The sequence below is a fragment of the Microbispora oryzae genome, from assembly GCF_017896165.1.
In the GTDB taxonomy this organism is placed as follows: domain Bacteria; phylum Actinomycetota; class Actinomycetes; order Streptosporangiales; family Streptosporangiaceae; genus Microbispora; species Microbispora oryzae.
Genome location: NZ_JAFCNB010000013.1, coordinates 157,769 through 179,365 on the forward strand (window position 1 = coordinate 157,769; position 21,597 = coordinate 179,365).

20 protein-coding genes and 1 tRNA gene are annotated in these 21,597 nt (G+C 69.5%); 1 reads left to right on the forward strand and 20 read right to left on the reverse strand.

What is annotated here, in order from left to right; all coding sequences use genetic code 11:
- Positions 1-60: 60 nt before the first annotated feature.
- The 19 genes from mmsB to nadD form a co-directional block, all read right to left on the reverse strand.
- Positions 61-1,320: a multiple monosaccharide ABC transporter permease gene (gene mmsB / locus JOL79_RS22990; RefSeq protein WP_210157951.1), complete on the reverse strand. Its 1,260-nt coding sequence runs from the start codon at positions 1,318-1,320 to the stop codon at positions 61-63.
- Positions 1,321-1,325: 5 nt separating this feature from the next.
- Positions 1,326-2,855, reverse strand: coding sequence for a multiple monosaccharide ABC transporter ATP-binding protein (mmsA, locus tag JOL79_RS22995; RefSeq protein ID WP_210157952.1), 1,530 nt, complete (start codon positions 2,853-2,855; stop codon positions 1,326-1,328).
- A 52-nt stretch (positions 2,856-2,907) separates the two neighbouring features.
- Positions 2,908-4,029, reverse strand: coding sequence for a multiple monosaccharide ABC transporter substrate-binding protein (gene chvE / locus JOL79_RS23000; RefSeq protein ID WP_230985282.1), 1,122 nt, complete (start codon positions 4,027-4,029; stop codon positions 2,908-2,910).
- Between the two features lie 189 nt (positions 4,030-4,218).
- Complete coding sequence (gene yjfF, locus JOL79_RS23005) at positions 4,219-5,202, reverse strand: galactofuranose ABC transporter, permease protein YjfF (RefSeq protein ID WP_210157953.1); 984 nt, start codon at positions 5,200-5,202, stop codon at positions 4,219-4,221.
- Positions 5,199-6,257: an ABC transporter permease gene (locus JOL79_RS23010; RefSeq protein ID WP_210157954.1), complete on the reverse strand. Its 1,059-nt coding sequence runs from the start codon at positions 6,255-6,257 to the stop codon at positions 5,199-5,201. The genes yjfF and JOL79_RS23010 overlap by 4 nt, the downstream gene beginning before the upstream one ends.
- The gene (locus JOL79_RS23015) at positions 6,254-7,765 is read right to left on the reverse strand and encodes a sugar ABC transporter ATP-binding protein (protein ID WP_210157955.1); all 1,512 of its coding nucleotides are present in this window, start codon (positions 7,763-7,765) and stop codon (positions 6,254-6,256) included. Before JOL79_RS23015 ends, JOL79_RS23010 begins: the two co-directional genes overlap by 4 nt.
- 73 nt (positions 7,766-7,838) lie before the next feature.
- Complete coding sequence (locus tag JOL79_RS23020) at positions 7,839-8,828, reverse strand: ABC transporter substrate-binding protein (RefSeq protein ID WP_210157956.1); 990 nt, start codon at positions 8,826-8,828, stop codon at positions 7,839-7,841.
- Positions 8,829-8,903: 75 nt separating this feature from the next.
- The gene (locus JOL79_RS23025; RefSeq protein ID WP_210157957.1) at positions 8,904-9,305 is read right to left on the reverse strand and encodes a substrate-binding domain-containing protein; all 402 of its coding nucleotides are present in this window, start codon (positions 9,303-9,305) and stop codon (positions 8,904-8,906) included.
- A 491-nt stretch (positions 9,306-9,796) separates the two neighbouring features.
- On the reverse strand, positions 9,797-10,777 hold the full coding sequence (locus tag JOL79_RS23030; RefSeq protein WP_230985283.1) for a LacI family DNA-binding transcriptional regulator: 981 nt from the start codon (positions 10,775-10,777) through the stop codon (positions 9,797-9,799).
- A 515-nt stretch (positions 10,778-11,292) separates the two neighbouring features.
- The gene (locus JOL79_RS23035) at positions 11,293-12,015 is read right to left on the reverse strand and encodes an SRPBCC family protein (protein WP_210157959.1); all 723 of its coding nucleotides are present in this window, start codon (positions 12,013-12,015) and stop codon (positions 11,293-11,295) included.
- Between the two features lie 124 nt (positions 12,016-12,139).
- Positions 12,140-13,615 carry a CynX/NimT family MFS transporter gene (locus tag JOL79_RS23040; protein ID WP_210157960.1) on the reverse strand — a complete coding sequence of 492 codons (1,476 nt, stop codon included), beginning with the start codon at positions 13,613-13,615 and terminating at the stop codon, positions 12,140-12,142.
- Positions 13,616-13,762: 147 nt separating this feature from the next.
- A complete protein-coding gene (locus JOL79_RS23045; protein WP_210157961.1) occupies positions 13,763-14,164 on the reverse strand; it encodes a hypothetical protein in 402 nt (133 codons plus the stop codon).
- Positions 14,146-14,499 carry a hypothetical protein gene (locus JOL79_RS23050; RefSeq protein ID WP_210157962.1) on the reverse strand — a complete coding sequence of 118 codons (354 nt, stop codon included), beginning with the start codon at positions 14,497-14,499 and terminating at the stop codon, positions 14,146-14,148. Before JOL79_RS23050 ends, JOL79_RS23045 begins: the two co-directional genes overlap by 19 nt.
- A gap of 94 nt (positions 14,500-14,593) precedes the next feature.
- Complete coding sequence (locus JOL79_RS23055) at positions 14,594-15,688, reverse strand: carboxylate-amine ligase (protein ID WP_230985284.1); 1,095 nt, start codon at positions 15,686-15,688, stop codon at positions 14,594-14,596.
- Between the two features lie 111 nt (positions 15,689-15,799).
- A tRNA-Ala gene (locus tag JOL79_RS23060) sits at positions 15,800-15,872 on the reverse strand.
- A 109-nt stretch (positions 15,873-15,981) separates the two neighbouring features.
- Positions 15,982-16,617 carry a histidine phosphatase family protein gene (locus JOL79_RS23065; RefSeq protein ID WP_210157963.1) on the reverse strand — a complete coding sequence of 212 codons (636 nt, stop codon included), beginning with the start codon at positions 16,615-16,617 and terminating at the stop codon, positions 15,982-15,984.
- Between the two features lie 22 nt (positions 16,618-16,639).
- Positions 16,640-17,044, reverse strand: coding sequence for a ribosome silencing factor (gene rsfS, locus JOL79_RS23070; protein ID WP_210157964.1), 405 nt, complete (start codon positions 17,042-17,044; stop codon positions 16,640-16,642).
- A gap of 338 nt (positions 17,045-17,382) precedes the next feature.
- A complete protein-coding gene (locus tag JOL79_RS23075; protein WP_210157965.1) occupies positions 17,383-17,712 on the reverse strand; it encodes a hypothetical protein in 330 nt (109 codons plus the stop codon).
- Between the two features lie 390 nt (positions 17,713-18,102).
- Complete coding sequence (gene nadD / locus JOL79_RS23080) at positions 18,103-18,714, reverse strand: nicotinate-nucleotide adenylyltransferase (protein WP_230985285.1); 612 nt, start codon at positions 18,712-18,714, stop codon at positions 18,103-18,105.
- A 204-nt stretch (positions 18,715-18,918) separates the two neighbouring features.
- On the opposite strand from nadD, the gene JOL79_RS23085 reads away from it, so the two are divergent.
- The gene (locus JOL79_RS23085; protein WP_210157967.1) at positions 18,919-19,929 is read left to right on the forward strand and encodes a M48 family metallopeptidase; all 1,011 of its coding nucleotides are present in this window, start codon (positions 18,919-18,921) and stop codon (positions 19,927-19,929) included.
- 99 nt (positions 19,930-20,028) lie between these two features.
- On the opposite strand, the gene JOL79_RS23090 is transcribed toward JOL79_RS23085, so the two are convergent.
- Entirely contained in the window at positions 20,029-21,573 is a 1,545-nt protein-coding gene (locus JOL79_RS23090; protein WP_210157968.1) for a serine/threonine-protein kinase, read from the reverse strand.
- Positions 21,574-21,597: the final 24 nt, after the last annotated feature.

Below are 21,597 nucleotides of genomic sequence, written 5' to 3' on the forward strand. Positions count from 1 at the left end.
GCCGGTGGCGGCGGCCGGGAAGCGGTTCCCCGCCGACGTGGGAGTCGGTCAGCGGGTCGGTCACCGGGAGGCGCCCGTCCTGCGCTTGGTCCACACGTCGAACGCCACGGCCGCGAGCAGGACGGCGCCCTTGACGAGCATCACCCGCTCACTGGGCGAGCCGATCAGGGACATGCCGTTGTTGATGACCGCCATGATCAGACCGCCGGTGATCGCGCCGACCACCTTGCCGACGCCACCCTGGACGGCCGCGCCGCCGATGAAGGCCGCCGCGATCGCGTCCAGCTCGAAGCTGTTGCCCGCGGTGGGACCCGCCTGGTTGAGCCGACCGGCGAAGATGATGCCGGCGATGGCCGACAGGACGCCCATGTTAACGAAGATCCAGAAGACGACCGACTTGACCTTCACCCCGGACATCACGGCCGCCTGCAGGTTGCCGCCGATCGCGTAGATCTGCCGGCCGAACACCGTGCGGTTGGCCATCAGCGAGTACGCGAGCACCAGCACGGCCAGCAGCACGAGCACCCACGGCAGGTTCTTGAACCGGGCGAGCTGCACGACGACGAAGAGGATCAGCGCGGCGCCGGCCGCCATCTTGAGCACGAACAGCGCGATCGGCTCGACCGCCTGTCCGTAGCCCTTGCGGGCTCCACGGGCGCGCCACTGGGCGAGGACCATGCCGGCGATGGCGACGACGCCGATGAGCAGGCTGAAGAGATCGGCGCCGCCGAGCGGGCCGAGGCCCACGTTGCCGAAGTAGCCGTTGGTGAAGCCGTTGGCCAGCGTGCGGACCTGGTCGGGGAACGGCCCGATGCCCTGGTTGCCCAGCACCGTCAGGGTCAGCGCCCGGAACAGCAGCATGCCGGCCAGCGTCACGATGAACGCGGGAATCCCGAAGTAGGCGATCCAGTATCCCTGCCAGGCCCCGATCAGGGCGCCCGCGATGATCGTGATCAGCAGAGCCAGCGGCCAGGCCACGCCCATGTTCACCATGAGCACGGCGGAGAGGCCTCCGGTGACCGCGACCACCGAGCCGACGGACAGGTCGATGTGCCCGGCGATGATGATCAGGATCATCCCGATCGCGAGGATCAGGACGTACGAGTTCTGGACGATGATGTTGGAGATGTTCTGCGGCTGGAGCAACGCGCCGTCGGTCAGCACCGAGAACAGCACGATGATCAGCGCGAAGGCGATGTAGATACCACTGGAGCGCAGGTTGACCGACAGTCCACCGAGCGACACCCGTCCCGGCTGCCGCGGCGCTCCCCCGTCGCCCGTGGCGCCGACGGCGACGTCGGCGGGCGTGATGCTGCTCATTCGAGCTACTCCTGTCCCTTGGTCATGAGATACATGAGGCGTTCCTGCGTGGCCTCCGCGCGGGGCACCTCGCCTGTGATGCGCCCCTCGGAGAGCGTATAGATGCGGTCGCACAGGCCCAGCAGCTCGGGCAGCTCAGAAGAGATGACCAGTACGGCCTTGCCCTGGTCGGCCAAGCGGTTGATGATCGTGTAGATCTCGTACTTGGCGCCGACGTCGATGCCTCTGGTCGGCTCGTCGAGGATGAGCACGTCAGGCTCGGTCAGGATCCACTTGGAGAGCACGACCTTCTGCTGGTTGCCCCCGCTCAGCTTGCCGACGACGCTCGTCACCCCGGGGGCCTTGATGTTCATGCCCGCGCGGAAACGCTCCGCGACGCGGTATTCCTCGTTCTCGTTGACCCAGCCCCGCTTGGACAGGCCCTTGAGCCCGGCCGCGCTGATGTTGCGCTTGATGTCCTCGATGAGGTTGAGGCCGTATCTCTTGCGGTCCTCGGTGGCGTAGGCGATGCCGTGGCCGATCGCGTCCTGCACGTTGCGGATCTCGATCGGCTTGCCGTCCTTGTAGAGCTTGCCGGAGATGTTCACCCCGTAGGTCCGGCCGAAGACGCTCATCGCCAGCTCGGTCCGCCCGGCGCCCATCAGCCCGGCGAGGCCCACGATCTCCCCGCGGCGCAGGGTGAGCCCGGCCCCGTCGACCACCTTCCGGCCCGGCTGGCTGGGGCTGTAGACCGTCCAGTCCTCGATGCGGAACGCCTCTTCGCCGATCGTCCCCTCGTGCGGCGGGAAGCGGTTGTCGAGCGCGCGGCCGACCATGCCCGAGATGATGCGATCCTCGGTCACGTCGTCGGTGGCCATGTTCAGCGTCTCGATCGTCCGCCCGTCGCGGATGATGGTGACGGCGTCGGCGATGGCGATCACTTCGTTGAGCTTGTGTGAGATGATCACACAGGTGATGCCCTCGTCCCGCAGCCCGCGCAGCAGGTCGAGCAGGTGGGCGGAGTCGTCGTCGTTGAGCGCCGCGGTCGGCTCGTCGAGGATGAGGAGCTTGACCTCCTTCGACAGCGCCTTGGCGATCTCGACGAGCTGCTGCTTGCCCACGCCGATGTCGGAGATGGGAGTCGTCGGGTTCTCTCGCAGGCCGACCCGCTTCATCAGCTCGGCGGCCTCGTAGTTGGTCCGGTTCCAGTCGATCACGCCGCGGCGGGCCCGCTCGTTGCCGAGGAAGATGTTCTCGGCGATCGACAGCTGCGGGCTGAGCGCCAGCTCCTGGTGGATGATGACGATGCCCGCGTGCTCGCTGTCGCGGATGCCGCCGAACTCGCACCGCCGGCCCTCGAAGGTGATCTCGCCCTCGTAGTCACCGTGCGGGTAGACCCCGGACAGCACCTTCATCAGCGTCGACTTGCCGGCGCCGTTCTCGCCGCAGATCGCGTGGATCTCGCCCCGCCGGACGGACAGGTTGACGTCCTGCAGCGCCTTCACGCCGGGGAACGTCTTGGTGATCCCGCTCATCCGCAAGATGTGCTCGGTCATGTGCCCCTCGCTCAGGGAGGGGCCCGGGGACGCGTCCCCGGGCCCTGATCCCTTACTTGAGCTGGTCCTCGGTGTAGTAGTTGCTGCCGATCAGGACGTCCTTGTAGTTGTCCTTGTCGACGATCACCGGGTCGAGGAGGTACGACGGGACGACCTTGACGCCGTTGTTGTAGTCCTTCTCGTTGTTGACCTCGGGCTTCTGGCCCTTCAGCACCGCGTCGGCCATCTTCACGGTCTGCTCGGCGAGATTCCGGGTGTCCTTGAAGATGGTGGAGTACTGCTCACCCGCGATGATCGACTTGACCGACGCGAGCTCGGCGTCCTGGCCCGTCACGATCGGGTAGGGCTGGCCCTTGGTGCCGTAGCCGGAGCTCTTGAGCGCCGACAGGATGCCGATCGACAGACCGTCGTACGGCGAGAGGACGCCGTCGATCTTGTCGCCACCGCTGTAGGTCTTGGTGATGATGTCCTCCATGCGCTTCTGCGCCGTGGCGGGGTCCCACCGGAGGATGGCGGCCTGCTTGAAGTCGGTCTGGCCGCTCTTGACCTTCAGGGTGCCGTCGTCGATCTTCGGCTGGAGCACCGTCATGGCGCCGTTCCAGAAGAAGGTCGCGTTGTTGTCGTCCGGCGAGCCGCCGAACAGCTCGATGTTGAACGGGCCCTTCTTGCCGCTGTCGACGCCGAGGCCCTTCAGCAGCGAGGTCGCCTGCTGGACGCCGACCTTGGCGTTGTCGAAGGTCGCGTAGTAGTCGACGTTAGGGCTGTTACGGATGAGCCGGTCGTAGGCGATGACCGGGATCTTGCTGTCGGCGGCCTCCTGCAGCTGCGAGGTGATCGCCGTGCCGTCGATCGAGGCGATGATCAGGAGCTTGGCGCCCTTGGTGATCTGGTTCTCGATCTGGTTGGCCTGGGTCGGGATGTCGTTCTCCGCGTACTGGAGGTCGACCTTGTAACCCAGCTTCTCAAGCTGCTGCTTCAGGTTGTCGCCGTCGTGGATCCACCGCTCCGACGACTTGGTGGGCATGGTCACGCCGATCAGGGCGCCCGCGCTACCACCCGCCGTGGAGGCGGAGGAGGCCTCGGCGTCGACGGACTTCTGGCTGGAGCCACAGGCCGTCATGGTCGCGGCGAGCGCGATGGCGGACACCACACCGCCGATTCGTGCCAACCTCATGTACTTCTCCTTGCGATGGGGGCCGCGGCAGAGCTGGATGCGCCTGCCGGTTGAGGGTTGATAGGTTACATATGTAATAAATCCGCATTAAGTTCGCCCTGTGGATGTTATCGCTAACAACGGGGATGTCAATGGTCAAGGACAACATCACAAGAACTTTAACGTAGCGCTGCGTCGCAGGTCAGAGCCTCACTGGCGTGACCTGGCCGAGAACAGGCGCTGCAGCAGGATGAAGACGAACAGTAACAATCCGATGAATATGCGCGTCCACCAAGAGCTGAGCGTCCCTTCGAAGCTGATGATCGTCTGGATCAGGCCCAGCACGAGCACGCCGAGCACGGTGCCGAGCAGGAAGCCGGTGCCGCCGGTCAGCAGCGTGCCGCCGATGACGACGGCGGCGATGGCGTCCAGTTCCATGCCGACGGCGTGCAGGCCGTACCCCGACAGCATGTAGAACGACAGCAGCATTCCGCCCAGAGCCGAGCAGAAGCCGCTGATCGTGTAGACCGCGATCTTCGTCCGTCCCACCGGCAGGCCCATCAGCAGCGCGGACTGCTCGCTGCCGCCGGTCGCGTAGACGTTCCGGCCGAACCGCGTGTAGTGGAGGATGTAGGCCGCCACCAGCACCACGGCGACGGCGATCAGCACGCTCGGCGAGACCCACATCTCCCCGCCGAGGTCGATCCGTGTCTGCGCGAAGCCGACGAACGTGGAGTTGTCGATGGAGATCGACTCGGTGTCGATCGTGAAGCACAGCCCGCGAGCGAGGAACATACCCGCGAGCGTCACGATGAACGGCTGGATCTCGAAGTAGTGGATGATCGCGCCCATGCCGAGCCCGAGCACCGCCCCGATGAGCAGCACGATCAGGATCACGAGCCAGGGCGACCAGCCGTGTTTCAGGAGCGTCGCCGCGACCATGGTGGACAGCGCCACCACGGAGCCGACCGACAGGTCGATGCCGCCCGTGAGGATCACGAAGGTCATGCCGACGGCCACGACCAGCAGGAACGCGTTGTCGATGAAGACGTTGAGGATGATCTGCCCGGTCGCGAAGTCCTCGTACCTGATGCCGCCCGCGGCGAACATCACGAGGAACAGTACCGCCGTGACCAGGACGGGGACGTACTTGCGCGGGACCCGGCCCACGCCGGGGATGGTCGCGGTCGTCATGCCGTGACGCTCACCTTCTCTTCCGCCACCGGAGGCGCGCCCGTGGGGCGGCGACGCCGGTGGAAGACCTTCGCGCGGAAGGCCGGGGACTGCAGCAGGCAGACGATGGTCACCACGAGCGCCTTGAACAGCAGTGTCGTCTGCGGCGGCACGCCGATCGAGTAGATCGTGGTGGTCAGCGTCTGGATGATGAGCGCGCCCAGCATGGTGCCGCTGAGCGAGAACCGCCCGCCCGCCAGGGACGTGCCGCCGATCACAACGGCCAGGATCGCGTCCAGCTCGATCCACAGACCGGCGTTGTTGCCGTCGGCGCTCGACACGTTCGAGCTGATCATCAGCCCGGCGATGCCCGCGCACAGCGCGCAGAACGTGTAGACGGTCATGAGCACGGCGCGGGACCCGATACCGGCCAGCCGGCTCGCCTCCGCGTTGCCGCCGACCGACTCGATGAGCAGGCCGAGGGCGAGACGCCGGGTGAGGAGCGCGGTCAGCAGCAGGACCACGGCAACGATGATGATGCCGAACGGCAGCGTGAGCCAGTAGCCACCGCCGATCAGCTTGTACGACGTGCTGTTGACCGTGATGATCTGGCCGCCGGTGATGAGCTGGGCCAGGCCGCGACCGGCGACCATGAGGATCAGGGTCGCGATGATGGGCTGGATGCCGATGCCCGCGACGAGCAGGCCGTTCCACGCGCCGAGGATCAGCGAGAGCACGAGCGCGACGCCGACGGCCCGGAGCACGCCTCCCGTGGAGTTCTGGTCGCCCAGCTCGCTGATCTGCAGGCAGGCGAGCGCTCCGGAGATCGCCACGACCGACCCCACCGACAGGTCGATGCCGCTGGTCGCGATGACCAGGGTCATGCCCATGGCCACCAGCATCAGCGGCGCGCCGAACCGGAAGATGTCGATCAGGCTGCCGTAGAGGTGGCCGTCCTTGATCTCGATGTGGAAGAAGTTGTCCGTGAAAATCAGGTTGAGCAGGAGCAGCCCCACCAGGATCGCGACTGGCCAGAACAGGCGATGCCTGAGGAAGGCGGTGAGGTTGGGGGTCATGTCGCGGCTCCGCTCGCGATGGTCTCCGTCAAGGCGTCGGTCGTCAGCCCTTCGTCGTTGTCGATCTCCGCGATGAGCCGGCGGTCGCGCAGCACGCCCACCTTGTGGCTGAGCCGCAGCACCTCCTCCAGTTCGGCGGAGATGAACAGCACGGCCATCCCTCCGTCGGACAGCTCCGCCACGAGCCGCTGGATCTCCGCCTTGGCGCCCACGTCGATGCCACGGGTGGGCTCGTCGAGGATGAGCAGGCGGGGCTCCAGGATCAGCCAGCGGGCCAGCATCACCTTCTGCTGGTTGCCACCGCTCAGGTTCCGGATGAGCTGATCGGGGTTGGCGGGGCGGATGTTCAGCGCGGTGATGTACTTGTCGACCAGTTCGTCCTGCTTGCGGCGCGGGATCGGCCGGGTCCAGCCACGCGCGGCCTGCAGGGCGAGGATGATGTTCTCCCGGACGGTGAGCTCGGGGATGAGCCCTTCGGCCCGCCGGTTCTCCGAACAGAACGCGATCTTGTTCCGGATCGCCGCCCGGGGAGTGCGGAGACCGACCTGCTCGCCGCCGATCTTCACGCTGCCGGAGCCCGCGTGGTCGGCGCCGAACAGCAGCCGTGCCGCCTCCGTACGGCCGGAGCCGAGCAGGCCCGCCAGGCCGACGACCTCGCCTTCGTGGATGGTCAGCGTGAACGGCTCGATGGCTCCGGTGCGGCCCAGGTCCACCGCCTCGACCAGCGGAGCGCCCTCGCGGGCGGGCGGGCGGCCCTCCAGCTGCTCCAGCTCGGCCAGCTCCCGGCCGATCATCTTGCCGACCAGCTCCACCTGGCTCAGCTCGCTGGTGAGGTGCTCCCCCACGAGCTTGCCGTTGCGCAGGATCGTCATCCGGTCGGCGATCTCGTAAATCTGGTCCAGGAAGTGCGAGACGAACAGGATCGCGATGCCCTGCTCCTTCAGCTGGCGCATCACCCGGAACAGCTGGGCCACCTCGCTGGCGTCGAGGCTGGAGGTCGGCTCGTCCAGGATGAGGACCTGCGCGTCGATGTCGACGGCGCGGGCGATGGCCACCATCTGCTGGATGGCGAGCGAGTACGACGACAGGGCCGCCGAGACGTCGATGTCGATCTCAAGGCGGCCGAGCAGTTCGTCGGCCCGGCGCCGCATCTCACCCCACTGGATGCGTCCGAACCGGCGCGGCTCACGGCCGATGAAGATGTTCTCCGCGACGGACAGGTTCGTGCAGAGGTTGACCTCCTGGTACACCGTGCTGATGCCGGCGTGCTGGGCGGCGAGCGGGCTGGCGAAGGCGACCTGACGGCCCCCCAGCTCGATCGTGCCGGCATCGATCTCGTAGACCCCGGTGAGGACCTTGATCAGTGTCGATTTTCCGGCGCCGTTCTCGCCCATCAGGGCGTGGACCTCTCCCGGCAGCAGCCGGAAGTCGACGCCGTCCAGCGCCTTCACGCCGGGGAACTCTTTCCCGATCCCCCTCATCCGAAGGACCGGCGCGGGTTCGGCCATGTGCCGCCCCCTCCTCCTCGTCGAGCCGATGGGCCGCCCTCCCCGCGCTGGGGAGGACGGCCCGGGTCGGGGATCAGTACTTACGGCTGGGCAGGACCTCCTTGGCCTGCTCCTGCGTGAAGGTGGTCTCGTCGGTCACCACGCGCTGCGGCACCGTCTCGCCCGCGACGACCTTCTTGGCGAGGTCCATCAGCTGCGGGCCCATCAGCGGGTTGCACTCGACGATGAAGTTGATCTTTCCGTCGGCGAGCGCCTGCATGCCGTCATGGGTGGCGTCGGCAGTGATGATCTTGATGTCCTTGCCCGGGACCTTGCCCGCGCCCTCGATCGCCTCGATGGCGCCCAGGCCCATGTCGTCGTTGTGCGCCCAGAGGACGTCGATCTTCGGGTTGGACTTGAGGAAGGCCTCCATCACCTGCTTGCCCTCGGCACGGGTGAAGTTGCCGGACTGGGAGGCGATGACCTTGAACTTGGGGTCGGCCGAGATGACCTGCTCGAAGCCCGACTTGCGGTCGTTGGCGGGGGCGGAGCCCGTCGTGCCCTCGAGCTGGACGATGTTGACCGGGTCCTTGCTGTCCTTGTACTGGTCGACCAGCCACTGACCGGCCTTCTTGCCCTCCTCGACGAAGTCGGAGCCGAGGAAGGTGCGGTAGAGGCTGGTGTCCTTGGAGTCCACGGCGCGGTCGGTCAGCACGACCGGGATCTTGGCGGCCTTGGCCTCCTGCAGGACGGTGTCCCAGCCCGACTCGACGACCGGCGAGAAGGCGATGACGTCGACCTTCTGCTGGATGTAGGACCGGATCGCCTTGATCTGGTTCTCCTGCTTCTGCTGCGCGTCGGAGAACTTCAGCGTGATGCCCGCCTCCTTGGCGGACTCCTGGATCGACTTGGTGTTGGCCGTACGCCAGCCGCTCTCCGCGCCGACCTGGGCGAAGCCCATGACGATCTTCTTGTCACCCGAGCCGCCGCCCGAGTTGGCCGTGTCGTCCGAGCCACCGCTGCACCCGGCCATGGCCAGCACCGTGGCGCCGGTGATCAGCAGCGCCGAGATCCTCTTGAACACTGGGGGGTATTCCTTTCTGGATGTTAACGCTAACACGGCCTGGCCGCGTCAACTTTCTATGACTTCCACGGACACCTAGCGCCGGGGTGCCGTACTGTCCCTGGCGACGAGTCGCGGGGAGACCTTGTGCCACTCGCGCTCGTGCGGTCCCTCCGCCTCGGTGTGCTCCAGGTGCACGGCGATCCTGCGCGTGCCCGCGGCCCCGAAGTTCTGCGTGATGGTCGTGAGAGGGGAGAAGAACTCCAGCTCCGGGATGTCGTCGAAATCCAGGATGCCGATCTGCCCGGGGGCCCTCACCCCTTCCTCCGCCAACGCGCGCAGCACGCCCGGCGCCATCTGGTCGTCGGTCACGAACACCACCGTGGGCTCGCTCGCCGTCCCGGCCGGCCGGCGGCCGGTCCGGCCGCCGGAATCGGAGCCGGTGTCCCCCGCCGGGACCTCCGGAACCGCGATTCCGTTACGGTGTCCGTCGAACATCCGTGAGACCGTCGGACGCGTCACGCTCGCCGGGTCCGCCACGACGGGCGGACGGCACGCGGCGCTCGGTCCCACCGGCTGCTCCTCTCTGTCGGCCTGGGAAGACTGTGAGCGTTAACACACCTTGCCGTCAAGGTGGGTGCCGGTTACGGTCCGATCACGCCGAAACCATTTGTTAACGTCCCGCGGAAACCCCTCCCGAGGCACGCCGACAAGCCTTCTCCAACGGCTCCACACGCGTTCTACCTGCCAGAATGCCCGTCAGGACGCACGCGTCGCCGGACGTCCGCACCGGGGTACGCCGAGCCGCGAACGGCGTCGGCAACCATAACCACGCACCGGTGGGAACCCAGGAACGACACACCCACGGTGAGGGTCGTCCGCACCTGGCGGAGGTCCCCGCGAGGGTTACGCGCGGGACCCCGTACGGCCTGGCCGCCGGTTCCGCCGGAAACGCACCGGCGGGGCCGCGGCCCGCTTGGCGGGAACGGTCATGAGCTCATGCCGGTGCTCTCCCTCACGACGAGTTCGGGCTCCACCAGTCTCCTGGTGTCTCCCTCCACTCCCCCGATCCGGTCGAGCAACAGCTGGAAGGCGAGCCTTCCGACCTCCCCGAAGTTCTGCCGCACCGTCGTCAGCGGCGGCCAGAAATAGGCCGCCTCCGGGACGTCGTCGAATCCGACGACGCTCACGTCCTCGGGAACCCGGCGCCCCACCTCCCGCAGAGCGCGCAACAGTCCCATCGCCATGTGGTCGTTGGCCGCGAAGACGGCGGTCATCCCGTCCTCACGCGCCAGTCTCTTGCCGATCTCGTAGCCGGAGTGCGCGGTCCAGTCGCCCACCATGGGCACCGGCACCTCGCGGCCCTCCGCCTCCAGCGCCTCCCGCCAGCCCTTCAGGCGGCCACTGGACTCGACCCAGTTCGGCGGCCCGGCGAGGTGCCAGACCGTACGGTGTCCCAGGCTCAGCAGGTGGCGGGTGGCGCGCACCGCACCGGCGTGCTGGTCCACGGCCGCGACCGGCACCGGCACGTCCTTGGCGCCGCCGACGTCCACGACGGGAAGGCCGGCGGGCAGGTGCCGCAGTCCCTCCCCGGCCGACTCGTGCGGGGCGATGACGATGACGCCGTCGACCGACTGCGACCGCAGTCTGTCGACGCCCTCCGCGATGGACCTGCGGGTGAGCGCGGGCAGGCTGGCGATGCTGACGAGGTAGCCGTTCTCCCTCGCCGCCCGCTCGATTCCGTAGAGGGTGGAGGCCGGGCCGAACAGGATCGTGTCGAAGCTCACCACGCCCAGGGCGCCCGAGCGCCCGGTCACCAGGACACGGGCGGCCGAGTTGGGCCGGTAGTCGAGCTCGCGGACCGCCGCAAGGACACGGGCCCTGGTCTCAGGCCGCACCTTCTCCGGGGTGTTCAAGACGCGGGACACCGTCATGGCCGACACTCCCGCCAGTTCCGCGACATCCTCCATTACCGCCGCCTTGGGGCGCTCGGCGGGATTGTCGCCCGGCTGGACCATTGTCGTCCCGTTCTCTGATTGTTGGTGTTTCGGACAGGTTTCCTGAGTGTTTGCGATAACAAGTGATGGTGTCAATAGAGTGGTGATCACTGTTCAATCACGGCCGATTCCACTCATGTTTTCCCAGGTCAATAGGTATAGACGCAGACCGATCAATCCTGGGATGATCGTGATAACGTGAACAATTTGATCTCTTGACCGGAGATCCAGAGGCCGATCGCGGCGGGGCGCGCCCGAGGCGCGGGAACCTGCCAGAGGCGGATCGCCGCCGAATCCGGGAGCCGGGGAGCGGGCCGCGACCGCCAGGGCTTAGTCTTGCAGCGGGACAGCCCGAGGCGAGGTCAGGTCGCCTCGGGCTGTCACCATTTCAGGCCCCGGCCCCACGGCGGACGGGGCGCCGGAGCACGACGGGCTCCGGGGAGTCCGGCCCGGAGACCGGCTCGGACTCCCGCTGGGCGTCCGGTGCGTCAGATGACCGGGCCGGGGGTGTCACGCGGGGGCACCGGGCCGGGCCCGGGAGCCGGGGCCGTGCCGGGAGCCGGCGGAACAGGACCCGGGCCCGGCGGAGGCAGCGGCGTCTCACGCGGATATTCGGGGTTCACCGGTCGCGGGGGCATCGGCTCACCGACGTCGTAGCCGGTGCCGGAACCGCCCTCTCGCCGGCGAGTCCGCTCATACGCGTCCTCGTCCGGATCAGGGCTCGGATACTCGTGCGGGTCCCGGCCGGAGTGCTGATGCGGCCCGGGGACCTCACCGCGCCAGGCTCCGGTCTCGCCGCCCCTGGACTCGATGAACGCCCGGAAACGCTCCAGATCGCCGCGGACGCGCAGCTGCACGATCCGCAGCGCGTCGGCGGCCTTCTCCATGAACCCCTCGGGGTCGTACTCCATCTGGAGGGCGACCCGGGTCGTGTTCTCGCCGATCCGGTGGAAGGTGACGACCCCGGCCTGCCGGGGCGGGTCGAGCGACCGCCAGGCCACCCGCTCGTCCGGATGCTGCTCGGTGATCTCCGCCTCGAACTCACGGCGGACACCGGCGATCTCCACCACCCATTCGGTGCGGGTGTCGTCGAGCTGTTTGACCGACTCCACGCCCTCCATGAACTCCGGGAAGGTCTCGAACTGGGTCCACTGGTTGTACGCCGTACGGATCGGGACATTCACCTCGATGGACTGTTCGATCGAGCTCATGCCTCCTCCTCTCCTGGCTCCTCTCGTGGTCTTGAGAAGCCTGCCCTCAGAGGAGGGGCTAAACCCGGGCCCGTACGCCGGCCGGGAGCCTGACCCGGGAGCGTCGCGCCCGCCGGCGACGGCGTCAGTTCCTGGGGGCGGTGCCCCGCGGCCGGCTCCCGTGGCGTCCCGCGCGGCGGGTCGTCCGGGGCCGCGCGGCGGCGTGTGCGTCGCCCGAGCCCTCCCGGCTCGCGTCCACGACAGGGGTCCGGGACCGCCTGGTGACCAGGTCGCGGACTCCGCGCGACGCGTGGCCCCGGCCGCCCGCAACAGGCACGCCGCCCGCATCGGTATCCGTGTGCCCGTCAGTGTGCCCGTCAGTGTTCCCGGTCTGGCCCGCGTGCTCGGCGGCCCGCTCGCCGTGCCGGCCCTCGTCTTCCAGCGTCCGGTCCGCGCCGGCGTACCAACCGGCCAGCGCCTGCGCGGCGACGGCGGCGAACAGCAGGCCGAACGGCAGCGCCCAGCCGCCGCTCACCTGGTGGAGCAGGCCGAACGTGATCGGGCCCGCGCCCGCGATGAGATATCCGGTGCTCTGCCCGAAGGCCGACAGCGCGGAGGTCGTCGCGGCCGACCGGGTGCGCAGCGCGAGCATCGACAGCGCCAGCGGGAAGGACCCCATCCCGACGGCCACGGCGATGGAGGCCGGCCACAGCGCGTGACCGGTGAGCAGGCCGGCGAAACCGGCGGCGTACAGCAGGACGAACACGATCACCAGCGGCCGCTGGTCCCGGCGGCGGGTCGCCAGCGGGGGCACGGCGATCGAGATCGGGATGCCGAGGCCGGTGAAGACGGCCAGGACGAGCCCGGCCTGCCCCGCGGAGTAGCCGTTGTCCCGCAGGATGAGCGGGAGCCAGCCGAACATCACGTACGCGATGAGCGACTGCGTGCCGAAGTAGCCGGCCATGGCCCAGCCCAGTCTGCTGCGTAGCAGGCTGGGAGTGGCTCGCGCGGCCGGGGTGTCACGCCGCTCCGGCTCACTGCGCGACAGCGCAAGCCACGGAATGGCGGCGACGACGGCGAGGGCCGCCCAGACACCCAGTGCCACGTGCCAGTTGCCTCCGGCGGCCTCCTGCACGGGGACGGTCGCGGCGGCGGGCACCATGGTCCCGACCGCCAGAGCGGTCGAGTAGACGGTCGTCATGGCGCCGCCTCGGCGGGGGAAGTGCCTCTTGATGAGCGCGGGGATGACGACGTTGCCGATGGCGCCGCCGGCGAGCGCGACGGTGCTCGCCAGCAGGAACGGCACGGCCGCGTCCACGAGGGCGCGGGCCGCCTGGCCGACGCCGAGCAACGCGATCGCGGCGAGCAGCAGGCTCCGTTCGCCCAGGCGCCTCGACAGCGCCGGGGTGACCGCGCCGAAGGCCGCGAAGGACAGCACCGGCAGCGTTGTGAGGAAGCCCGTGGTCGCGCCGGACATGCCGAGACCGGCGCTGATCGTGTCGAGCACCGTGCCGACGCTGGTCACCGCCGTCCGCAGGTTCAGCGCCGCCAGGGCGATCCCGGCCGCGATGAACCACGCCGTCACTCCGCTCGGCTTCCTGTGCGTCACGACGGCACTCATGCCGGAACAGCTCCCCTCAAACGCTCATTGGGTCATCCCACGAATTGCATCGTAGCAAAGGATGAAGGATGGGGTTTTGTTCCCGGCTAGCTCGCTCGGCGTTCGCAGGCTCCACGATCCCCGCCCATCGCCGGGCGGAGCAGCGGGCTAGTGGCGGCGGCGCAGCAGCCAGAAGAGGCCGAGCAGCGGCAGCACCAGCGGCACGAACCCGTAGCCGCTCCCGTACCCGGACCACACAGTGGCATGAGGGAAGGCCGTCGCGTCCGTGAGGCTGAGAGTGCCCACGATCAGCACCCCGGCGAGCTCGATCAGGCACGCGGCGATCGCGACACGGCGGGCTCCGCGGGCGAGCGCCACGGTGAGCACGATGTAGACCACGGCCGCGACGGCCGACAGCGCGTACGCCAGGGGCGCCTCGCCGAACCTCGTCGCGATCTGCACGGCGGCCCGCGATGTGGCGGCCAGCGCGAACACACCGTAGACGGCCACGAGCACGCGGCCGGGCCCCGACCGGACCGCCGGATCGCCGCTCACGCGCCCGCGTTCCATATCTGCAGGAGCCGGCCGGTCATGACCGCGACGGTGAACGCGGCGACCGCGATGACGCCGGGCCCCCAGCGCGTACGCTCGGCGCGGCCCCACCACACGGCGGCGGGTGGTATGACCACGACACCGAGGAGATAGCCGACGAAGGTGGCCTTGTCCCCCACCTGGCCGATCTTCGCGAGGGCCAGGCCGGCCTGGACCAGCAGCGCGACCTCAAGAACCGCGAGCCCGGCCAGCAGCACCGGGCCCATCGGCCGGTCGCGGACGGCGGTCACCACCGCGACCAGCGCGAGCAGCAGGGCGGCTCCGATCAGCCAGCCCGAGTACGCGCCGATCACCGGGCGTGCGGGGGCGGGGACACGGCCAGTGTCGGGAACATGGCCAGTAGGCTATCGGCCCCGCCCGTCGCCCTGTCACACAGGTCGCGAGCCGCTACCCCGCCCGCGTCTCCTTCAACAACAGGTCGACCGCGTCCTCCGCCCTGCCGTGGAGGGCGACGGCCGCGCGCTGCCGTGCGGCCGCGCTGCCGCGGCGCAGCGCCGCGTCCGCCAGCTCCGACACCACGCTCCAGTCGCCCAGCGCCTCGAGAGTGGGCCGCAGATCGTCGAGCAGCCAGGTGATCAGCCGCGGGGCCGGGACCGGCCTGCTGTCGATCGGGGACAGCAGGTCGCCCTCCAGGCCCGACCGGGCGGCCCGCCAACCGGCCGCGCGCAGCAGTGCGGGCCGCCGCTCCGCGCGGGACGCCTCACCCCTCATGACCGACTCGCTCTCCCGGGCGATGAGGGCACGGAAGAGCCCGGCCAGGAGCACCACGTCGTCCACGAGAGGGCAGGAGTCGCAGACCCGAAGTTCCAGAGTGGGCACGTGGGCGCTGAGCCGGATGTCGAAGTACACCATGCCCCTGTCCTCGATGACGCCGGAGGCGACCAGATCCTCGACCGTCCGGTCGTAGTCGGCGGCACTGACGAACGGGCCGATAGGCCCCGCCGTCGGCCAGCGCTGCCAGCCGAGGGCCCGGCTGCTCGCGTGGCCGCTGTCCTCGTCCAGCCAGTAGGGCGAGCTGGCGCTCAGTGCGAGCAGCGGCGGCAGCCACGCCTCCACCCGCTGGGCCGCCAGCACGGCGACGTCGCGGTCGTCGATCTCGACGTGCACCTGAGCGCCGCAGACGAGCTGCTCCTGCGCGAGCAGCCGATAACTGTCCGAGAGGTACTCATACCGTTCGCCGGGGGTGATCACATGCCCCTCGACTCCGGTCAGCGGGCTCGTCCCGGATGCGATCGCGCCCGCCCCGATCGGCTCAGCCGCCGACACCAGCGCCCGGCGCAGCCGCACCAGTTCGTCCCTGACGTCGCCCAGCGCCTCTCTGGGCGTGCTGTTCGTCTCCACCACAGACCGCTGCAGCTCGGCGGCGAAGCCCTCCTCCGGCAGCCGGTCCAGCATCGCCTGGGCCAGGGGCGTCAACCGCCGCGTCTCCAGGTCGACGACGAGGAACTCCTCTTCCACGCCCACGGGCCGCGTCTTCATCATGGCCCCTCACTACCCGGAGGACGCCGAATACGCCCAGCTCGGGGGGAATCATGTGACGGCGAAGGATTGGACGATCATGTCGTCCGACCGGGCCGCGGACCCGGACGCGGGTGGAGCTATGGGGACTCGAACCCCAGACCCCCTCCATGCCATGGAGGTGCGCTACCAGCTGCGCTATAGCCCCTTGCCACCGCTCCGGGTTCTCCCGGCGCGGCGCTCGGAGAGCATACAAGGACGCCCATCCGTTTACCTAATCGTCACCTGCCTGGTGACCGGCCCCACCGGCCGCCGCCTCAGACGCCGGCGGTGACCATCGGGCTGTCGTCGCTGCTGACCGGCTCGGGAAGGGTCCCCGCGTTGTGTTCGAGGAGCCGCCACCCTCGGCGGCCGTCCTCCAGTACCGACCAGGAGCAGTTCCCGAGGCCGCCGAGGGCCGACCAGTGCTCCTGGGGCAGCCCGAGGAGCCGGCAGATGCCGAGCCGGAGCGCGGCGCCGTGCGAGACGACGACGAGCAGTCCGCCGTCGCCGAGACGGCCCGCCCACCGCACGACCGCGTCCCGGACCCGATCGGCGACGTCGGTGACGTCCTCACCGCCCGGGGCCTCCCACGCGTCGTACTGCACCGGCCAGCCCGCCTTGATCTCCGCCTGGGTCAGGCCCTCCCATTCGCCGCCGCCGCGTTCACGCAGGTCCTTGTCCACGGAGACGTCGAGGCCGGCGACCCGGCCGAGGGCGGCGGCGGTGTCGTAGGCCCGGCGCAGGTCCGACGACACGATCAGCGTCGGCCGCAGGGCGGCCAGCAGGGACGCGGCCCGCGTGGCCTGCGCGACCCCCGTCTCGTCGAGCGCGATGTCGCTGTGACCCTGGAACCGCTTCTCCACGTTCCACTGCGTCTGCCCGTGCCGCAGGCAGACCACGCGGCGGCTCATCGCGCCGCCCGGTCGCCGTGGGTCACTGATCCGCCTTGTGCCCGCGCTGCGCGGCCACGCGCTTGACGCTCTCGGGCAGCGGGATCGAGGGGCAGTCCTTCCACAGCCGCTCAAGGGCGTAGAAGCCGCGTTCGTCCTCGTGCTGGACGTGGACGACGATGTCGAGGTAGTCGAGGAGCACCCAGCGGCCCTCCCGCTCGCCCTCGCGGCGCACAGGCTTGGCGTCGGCCTCGACCCGCAGGCGTTCCTCGATTTCGTCGACGACCGCGCGAACCTGGCGGTCGTTGGATGCGGAGCAGAGCAGGAAGGCGTCGGTGATGACGAGCTGCTCGCTCACGTCGTACGCGATGATGTCGTCGGCCAGCTTCTCCGCGGCGGCCTCTGCGGCGACCGTGATGAGCTCGATCGATCTCTGGGATGCGGTCACGATTCGGTTCTGTCCTCCGTTGTCGGGTGATTCCAGGGTGCACACTTCGCGGGCGCCGTACAAGCGGCTTTCGCGGTGTCGACTGTAGCGAGACGCCCGACAATTCTGTGTTATGCCCCGGCGCGCTCTTTTCAACGTGGCGGACGGCGACGTGATTCCACCGGCCGCGGGCTCCCGGAGCTGGGACGACGCCTGCCGCGACACGGTCTCGCGGATCCGGCCCGCGGACCGGCGCCGGACAGACGAAGCCCCGCAAGGCCGGGCCTTGTGGGGCTGTCGATGTTCCCGGGTTTGATCCGGCGCTGCAGCGTTACCGCTGCCGAGGTTGCTGACGCCTCCTAACCCTGCTGCTGCTGCTGTTGCTGCTGCTGGCCTCCGGCGCCCTGTTGCTGCTGCTGCTGTTGCTGCTGCTGGGCACGGCCCGCCTGTTGCTGCTGCTGTTGCTGCTGCTGCGCCCGCTGCTTGTAGTGCTTGTGGTGCTTGTAGTGGTGCTTGTAGTGGTGCTTGTGGTGCTTCTTGTGGCATCCGCCGGGCGGGCAGTGCTTGGCCGGCATTTCGATTACGGACTGGGCCACCGGGGCCGCGTGCGCGGGCTGTGCCGCCAGCGTCACGGGGACGACCAGCGCCGAAGCCGCCATCGCACCGGCGGCGAGAGCTACCTTAAGCATGATCACTCCGTACGTATCATGGTCATGCCCTGGCCATGCAGGGCGTACGGAGCGCCGGATCAAACTTCCGGGACGAGCGCCTTTCTGGCGCTGAACCTCACTGACACGCTAACGACCACAAAACTGACATGTCGTCCATACAGCCGCAAAGCATGACAACCCGGAGATGAAACAAGGACGGCCCGGCACCGGTGGGCAACCCGTCTTCCCAGCTCAGAACGCCGACTCCGGGTAAAGAGAGGCGCGCGGGGCTCCGGCTGAAGAAATCGCCATGAGCGTCTCCGGGCGCGCCCCGCCACGGCTAAAAGGTGATCGAGGCCGACGCCGCCGCGCCGCCTCCGGCGGGCTCTCGGGGAAGCACGCACGGTCGGTGGGGGGCGACAAGCGGGATCACTCCGAAGGATCGCGGTAGAGGCCGCGCTTGTTGATGTACTGGACGATGCCGTCGGGGACGAGATACCAGATGGGCTCGCCGGCGGCCACGCGGTGCCGGCACTCGGACGAGGAGATCGACAGCGCGGGGATCTCGACCAGGCTCACCTTGCCCGCCGGAAGCCCGGGATCCAGCAGGGTGTGCCCGGGCCTGGTGCAGCCGACGAAGTGGGCGATCGTGAACAGCTCGTCGACGTCGCGCCAGCTCAGAATCTGCGCCAGCGCGTCCGCGCCGGTGATGAAGTAAAGCTCGGTGCCGGGGCCGTAGCAGGCCGCGATGTCGCGCAGGGTGTCGATGGTGTAGGTGGGGCCCGGCCGGTCGATGTCCACCCGGCTCACCGCGAACCGCGGGTTGGACGCGGTGGCGATCACGGTCATCAGGTAACGGTCCTCGCTGGACGAGACCGCCTGGTCGGCCTTCTGCCAGGGCTGACCGGTCGGGACGAAGACCACCTCGTCGAGATCGAAGTGGTGTGCCACCTCGCTCGCGGCCACCAGGTGCCCGTGGTGGATCGGGTCGAACGTGCCGCCCATGATTCCCAGCCGCCTGGTTGCGGCCCCATTCCTCATGAAACGGACCATAGCTTGCATAGCGGACCGGGGATCACAGGGGTCCCGCGTCGCCTTCGGGCCTCCCTGCCCACCCCCTTGCGGGGCCCCACCGGACCCTCTCCTGACCCCCTTGGGGCCCTCTCCGGGCCCTCACCGCGCCGCTCGCCCGGCCCCTCCGCGGGTGCCGCGCGTCTCCTGCCCGTGCGACATAGCATGCGGAGCATGACCACTCCCGATCGCAATCGCGTGCAGCTGACAGGCATCAGCTCCCGCGCGTACGAACACCCGGCCGACCGGTCCGCGCTGGTCGCGATGCGCTCGCTGACCGGATTCGACTCGGTGCTGAAGCGGATGTCTGGGCTGTTCGGCGAGCGTCGCCTGCGCCTGATGTTCCTGGCCTCGGCGGTCCGCACCACCGACACGCAGTTCCGCTCGATCTACGACATGGGCCGCGACAGCGCCTACATCCTCGACCTGCACCGGATCCCGGAGATCTACGTGCAGCAGGATCCCAAGGCGTACGCCATGGCGATCGGCTTCGACGAGCCGTTCATCGTGGTCTCGACAGGGCTGCTCGATCTCATGGACGACGAGGAGCTGCGCTTCGTCATCGGCCACGAGATGTCACACATCCTGTCCGGTCACGCCGTGTACGGCACGATGCTGGCCATCCTGACCCGCCTCGCGACCCGGGTCGCCTGGATCCCGCTGGGCTACATCGGCCTGAGAGTGATCGTCGCCGCTCTGGAGGAGTGGCAGCGCAAGGCGGAGATGTCCGCCGACCGGGGTGGCCTGCTCGCGGGCCAGGACCCGGACGCCGCGCTGCGGGCCCTGATGAAGCTGGCGGGCGGCTCCCGGCTGCATGAGATGAACATCGAGGCGTTCCTCGACCAGGCCCGCGAGTACGACACCGCAGGCGACGTCCGCGACGGCCTGCTCAAGGTCCTCAACATGCTGGGCACGACCCACCCCTTCGCCGTGACCCGGGTGGCCGAACTGGACCGGTGGCGCCGCTCCGGCACGTACAACGCGATCCTGGCCGGCGACTACCCGCGGCGCGAGGACGACGCGAACGCGAGTGTGAGCGAGGAGGTCAAGGCGGCGGCCAACTCCTACCGGGAGTCGTGGGCCCAGTCGCAGGACCCGTTCATCGGCGTGCTCCGCGACGTTGCCGAAGGAGCCGTCAACGCCGGCGAACGCATCTTCAACCGGTTCGCCCGCCGGGAGAACTAGCCGGCCGACCGGCGCGCCGTCACGAACCCGTCGTCACGAACCCGCCGCCGTCATCCGCTGTCACGAGCGGCGGTCACGAGCGCGGGCACCGCGTAGCGGTCAGACGAACAGCGCGACGACCTGGACGGCGGCGGCGCACAGGGCGACGAACCCACCCAGCACGGCCAGAGCACGCAGCCCCTCACGGCGGAGGCCCGGCATCGCGGCACCGGCCCGTTCGACCTCCCGGCCGAGGATGCCGCCGCTGACGATGCCGAAGGCGACTCCCGCCACCGTGACGGGCACCGCCTGGGACCACCAGTCGGGCTCCAGGCGGGTCCCGGCCGCGAGCCAGAGCGCGACGAAGGCCGCGGCCGCGGCCGGCAGCCCGGGCCAGGCGGCGGCGGTGAGCAGCGAGCCGGCCAGGGTCAGCGGGAAGGTCGTCAGCCGGAGTAAGCCGCGGGTCCGGGTCGACTTCCGGTTCCGCACCAGCCAGTGCCCGGCCCACAACGCCCGGGCCAGCACGCACAGCGCGGCCGTGATGGCGAACGTCACCAACGGGTAGATCACGGAGACGACCACGCACGGCACGGCCAGCAGCGCCAGCACGAGCAGGGCCGCGTTCCCGGTCGGTATGCCGGCGGCACGGTCCCCCTGCGTGGTCGCGGGGGGCGCCTCCATCGCCACGGCGGCCCCCGAGGCCACAGCGGGGGTCACAGCGGGGGCCGCGGCGGTGGCCACGACCGCCGATGGCGCCACGGCGGCCGGAGCCCGGTCGTCCGCCCCGGGCGCCGCGAGCCGGGCCCGCGGCCGGGTCAGCGCCGCGCGCCGGGCCGCCGGTCCCGGCCTGGCCCCGCGCCCCTCAGACCCCGCACGGGCGAGCCGCGCCAGCCGGTCGGCGAGCAGCGCCGCGGTCGGCCGGCGCGCCGGGTCGCGGTGGAGGGCGGCCCGCAGGAGCGGCAGCAGGGCGGCGGGCACGCCGACCAGGTCGGCCTTGCCGTTCAGGATCGCGTACATCTGCGACTCCGCGGTCCCCCCGCCGAACGTGGGGCGTCCGGTCGCCGCGAACGCCACCGTGGCCGCCCAGCCGTAAACGTCGGCGGGCTCCCCCACCGTCTCACCGGCGAACAGCTCGGGGGCGCAGTATCCGGGGGTGCCGAGGAACGTCCCGGTCGCGGTGACCCGGGTGGCGTCGAGCACCTGGGCGATCCCGAAGTCGATCAGGACCGGCTCCCCGTCGCGCACGAGCACGTTGGCCGGCTTGAGGTCCCGGTGGACGACTCCGCCCGCGTGGATGATCGCCAGAGCGGCGGCCAGTCCCTGCGCCAGCGTGATGAGGCGGCCCTGGGGCAGCGGGCCGCCGTGCCGTACGACGTCGAGGAGTGTCTCCCCCTCGATGTACTCCATCACCAGGTAGGGCCGGTCTCCGGAGAGGTCGGCGTCCAGGACCCCCGCCACGTACGGGCTCTCCACCCGGCGGAGCGCCCGGACCTCCCGCTCCAGACGGAGCCTCGCGTCCGGGTCGCCCTCGATCGGGTCGCGCAGCATCTTGACCGCGACCTGGTCCCCCTTGCGGCTGGCGCCGAGGTAGACCTCACCCATGCCACCTCGGCCCAGGCGCTCGACCAGCGCGTAGGGGCCGACCCGCCCGAGACGTCCAGCCATAGGAGCGCCAACCCTAGCGGGCCG

Bases quoted from the DNA above. Each gene is read 5' to 3' on its own strand.
- JOL79_RS23075 (WP_210157965.1), bottom strand. From the start codon at position 17,712: ATGCTTAAGGTAGCTCTCGCCGCCGGTGCGATGGCGGCTTCGGCGCTG.
- yjfF (WP_210157953.1), bottom strand. From the start codon at position 5,202: ATGACGACCGCGACCATCCCCGGCGTGGGCCGGGTCCCGCGCAAGTAC.
- JOL79_RS23090 (WP_210157968.1), bottom strand. From the start codon at position 21,573: ATGGCTGGACGTCTCGGGCGGGTCGGCCCCTACGCGCTGGTCGAGCGC.
- JOL79_RS23030 (WP_230985283.1), bottom strand. From the start codon at position 10,777: ATGGAGGATGTCGCGGAACTGGCGGGAGTGTCGGCCATGACGGTGTCC.
- mmsA (WP_210157952.1), bottom strand. From the start codon at position 2,855: ATGACCGAGCACATCTTGCGGATGAGCGGGATCACCAAGACGTTCCCC.
- JOL79_RS23025 (WP_210157957.1), bottom strand. From the start codon at position 9,305: ATGTTCGACGGACACCGTAACGGAATCGCGGTTCCGGAGGTCCCGGCG.
- JOL79_RS23065 (WP_210157963.1), bottom strand. From the start codon at position 16,617: ATGAGCCGCCGCGTGGTCTGCCTGCGGCACGGGCAGACGCAGTGGAAC.
- JOL79_RS23045 (WP_210157961.1), bottom strand. From the start codon at position 14,164: ATGGAACGCGGGCGCGTGAGCGGCGATCCGGCGGTCCGGTCGGGGCCC.
- JOL79_RS23010 (WP_210157954.1), bottom strand. From the start codon at position 6,257: ATGACCCCCAACCTCACCGCCTTCCTCAGGCATCGCCTGTTCTGGCCA.
- JOL79_RS23085 (WP_210157967.1), top strand. From the start codon at position 18,919: ATGACCACTCCCGATCGCAATCGCGTGCAGCTGACAGGCATCAGCTCC.
- chvE (WP_230985282.1), bottom strand. From the start codon at position 4,029: ATGAGGTTGGCACGAATCGGCGGTGTGGTGTCCGCCATCGCGCTCGCC.
- mmsB (WP_210157951.1), bottom strand. From the start codon at position 1,320: ATGAGCAGCATCACGCCCGCCGACGTCGCCGTCGGCGCCACGGGCGAC.
- JOL79_RS23040 (WP_210157960.1), bottom strand. From the start codon at position 13,615: ATGAGTGCCGTCGTGACGCACAGGAAGCCGAGCGGAGTGACGGCGTGG.
- JOL79_RS23015 (WP_210157955.1), bottom strand. From the start codon at position 7,765: ATGGCCGAACCCGCGCCGGTCCTTCGGATGAGGGGGATCGGGAAAGAG.
- JOL79_RS23055 (WP_230985284.1), bottom strand. From the start codon at position 15,688: ATGATGAAGACGCGGCCCGTGGGCGTGGAAGAGGAGTTCCTCGTCGTC.
- JOL79_RS23035 (WP_210157959.1), bottom strand. From the start codon at position 12,015: ATGAGCTCGATCGAACAGTCCATCGAGGTGAATGTCCCGATCCGTACG.
- nadD (WP_230985285.1), bottom strand. From the start codon at position 18,714: ATGAGGAATGGGGCCGCAACCAGGCGGCTGGGAATCATGGGCGGCACG.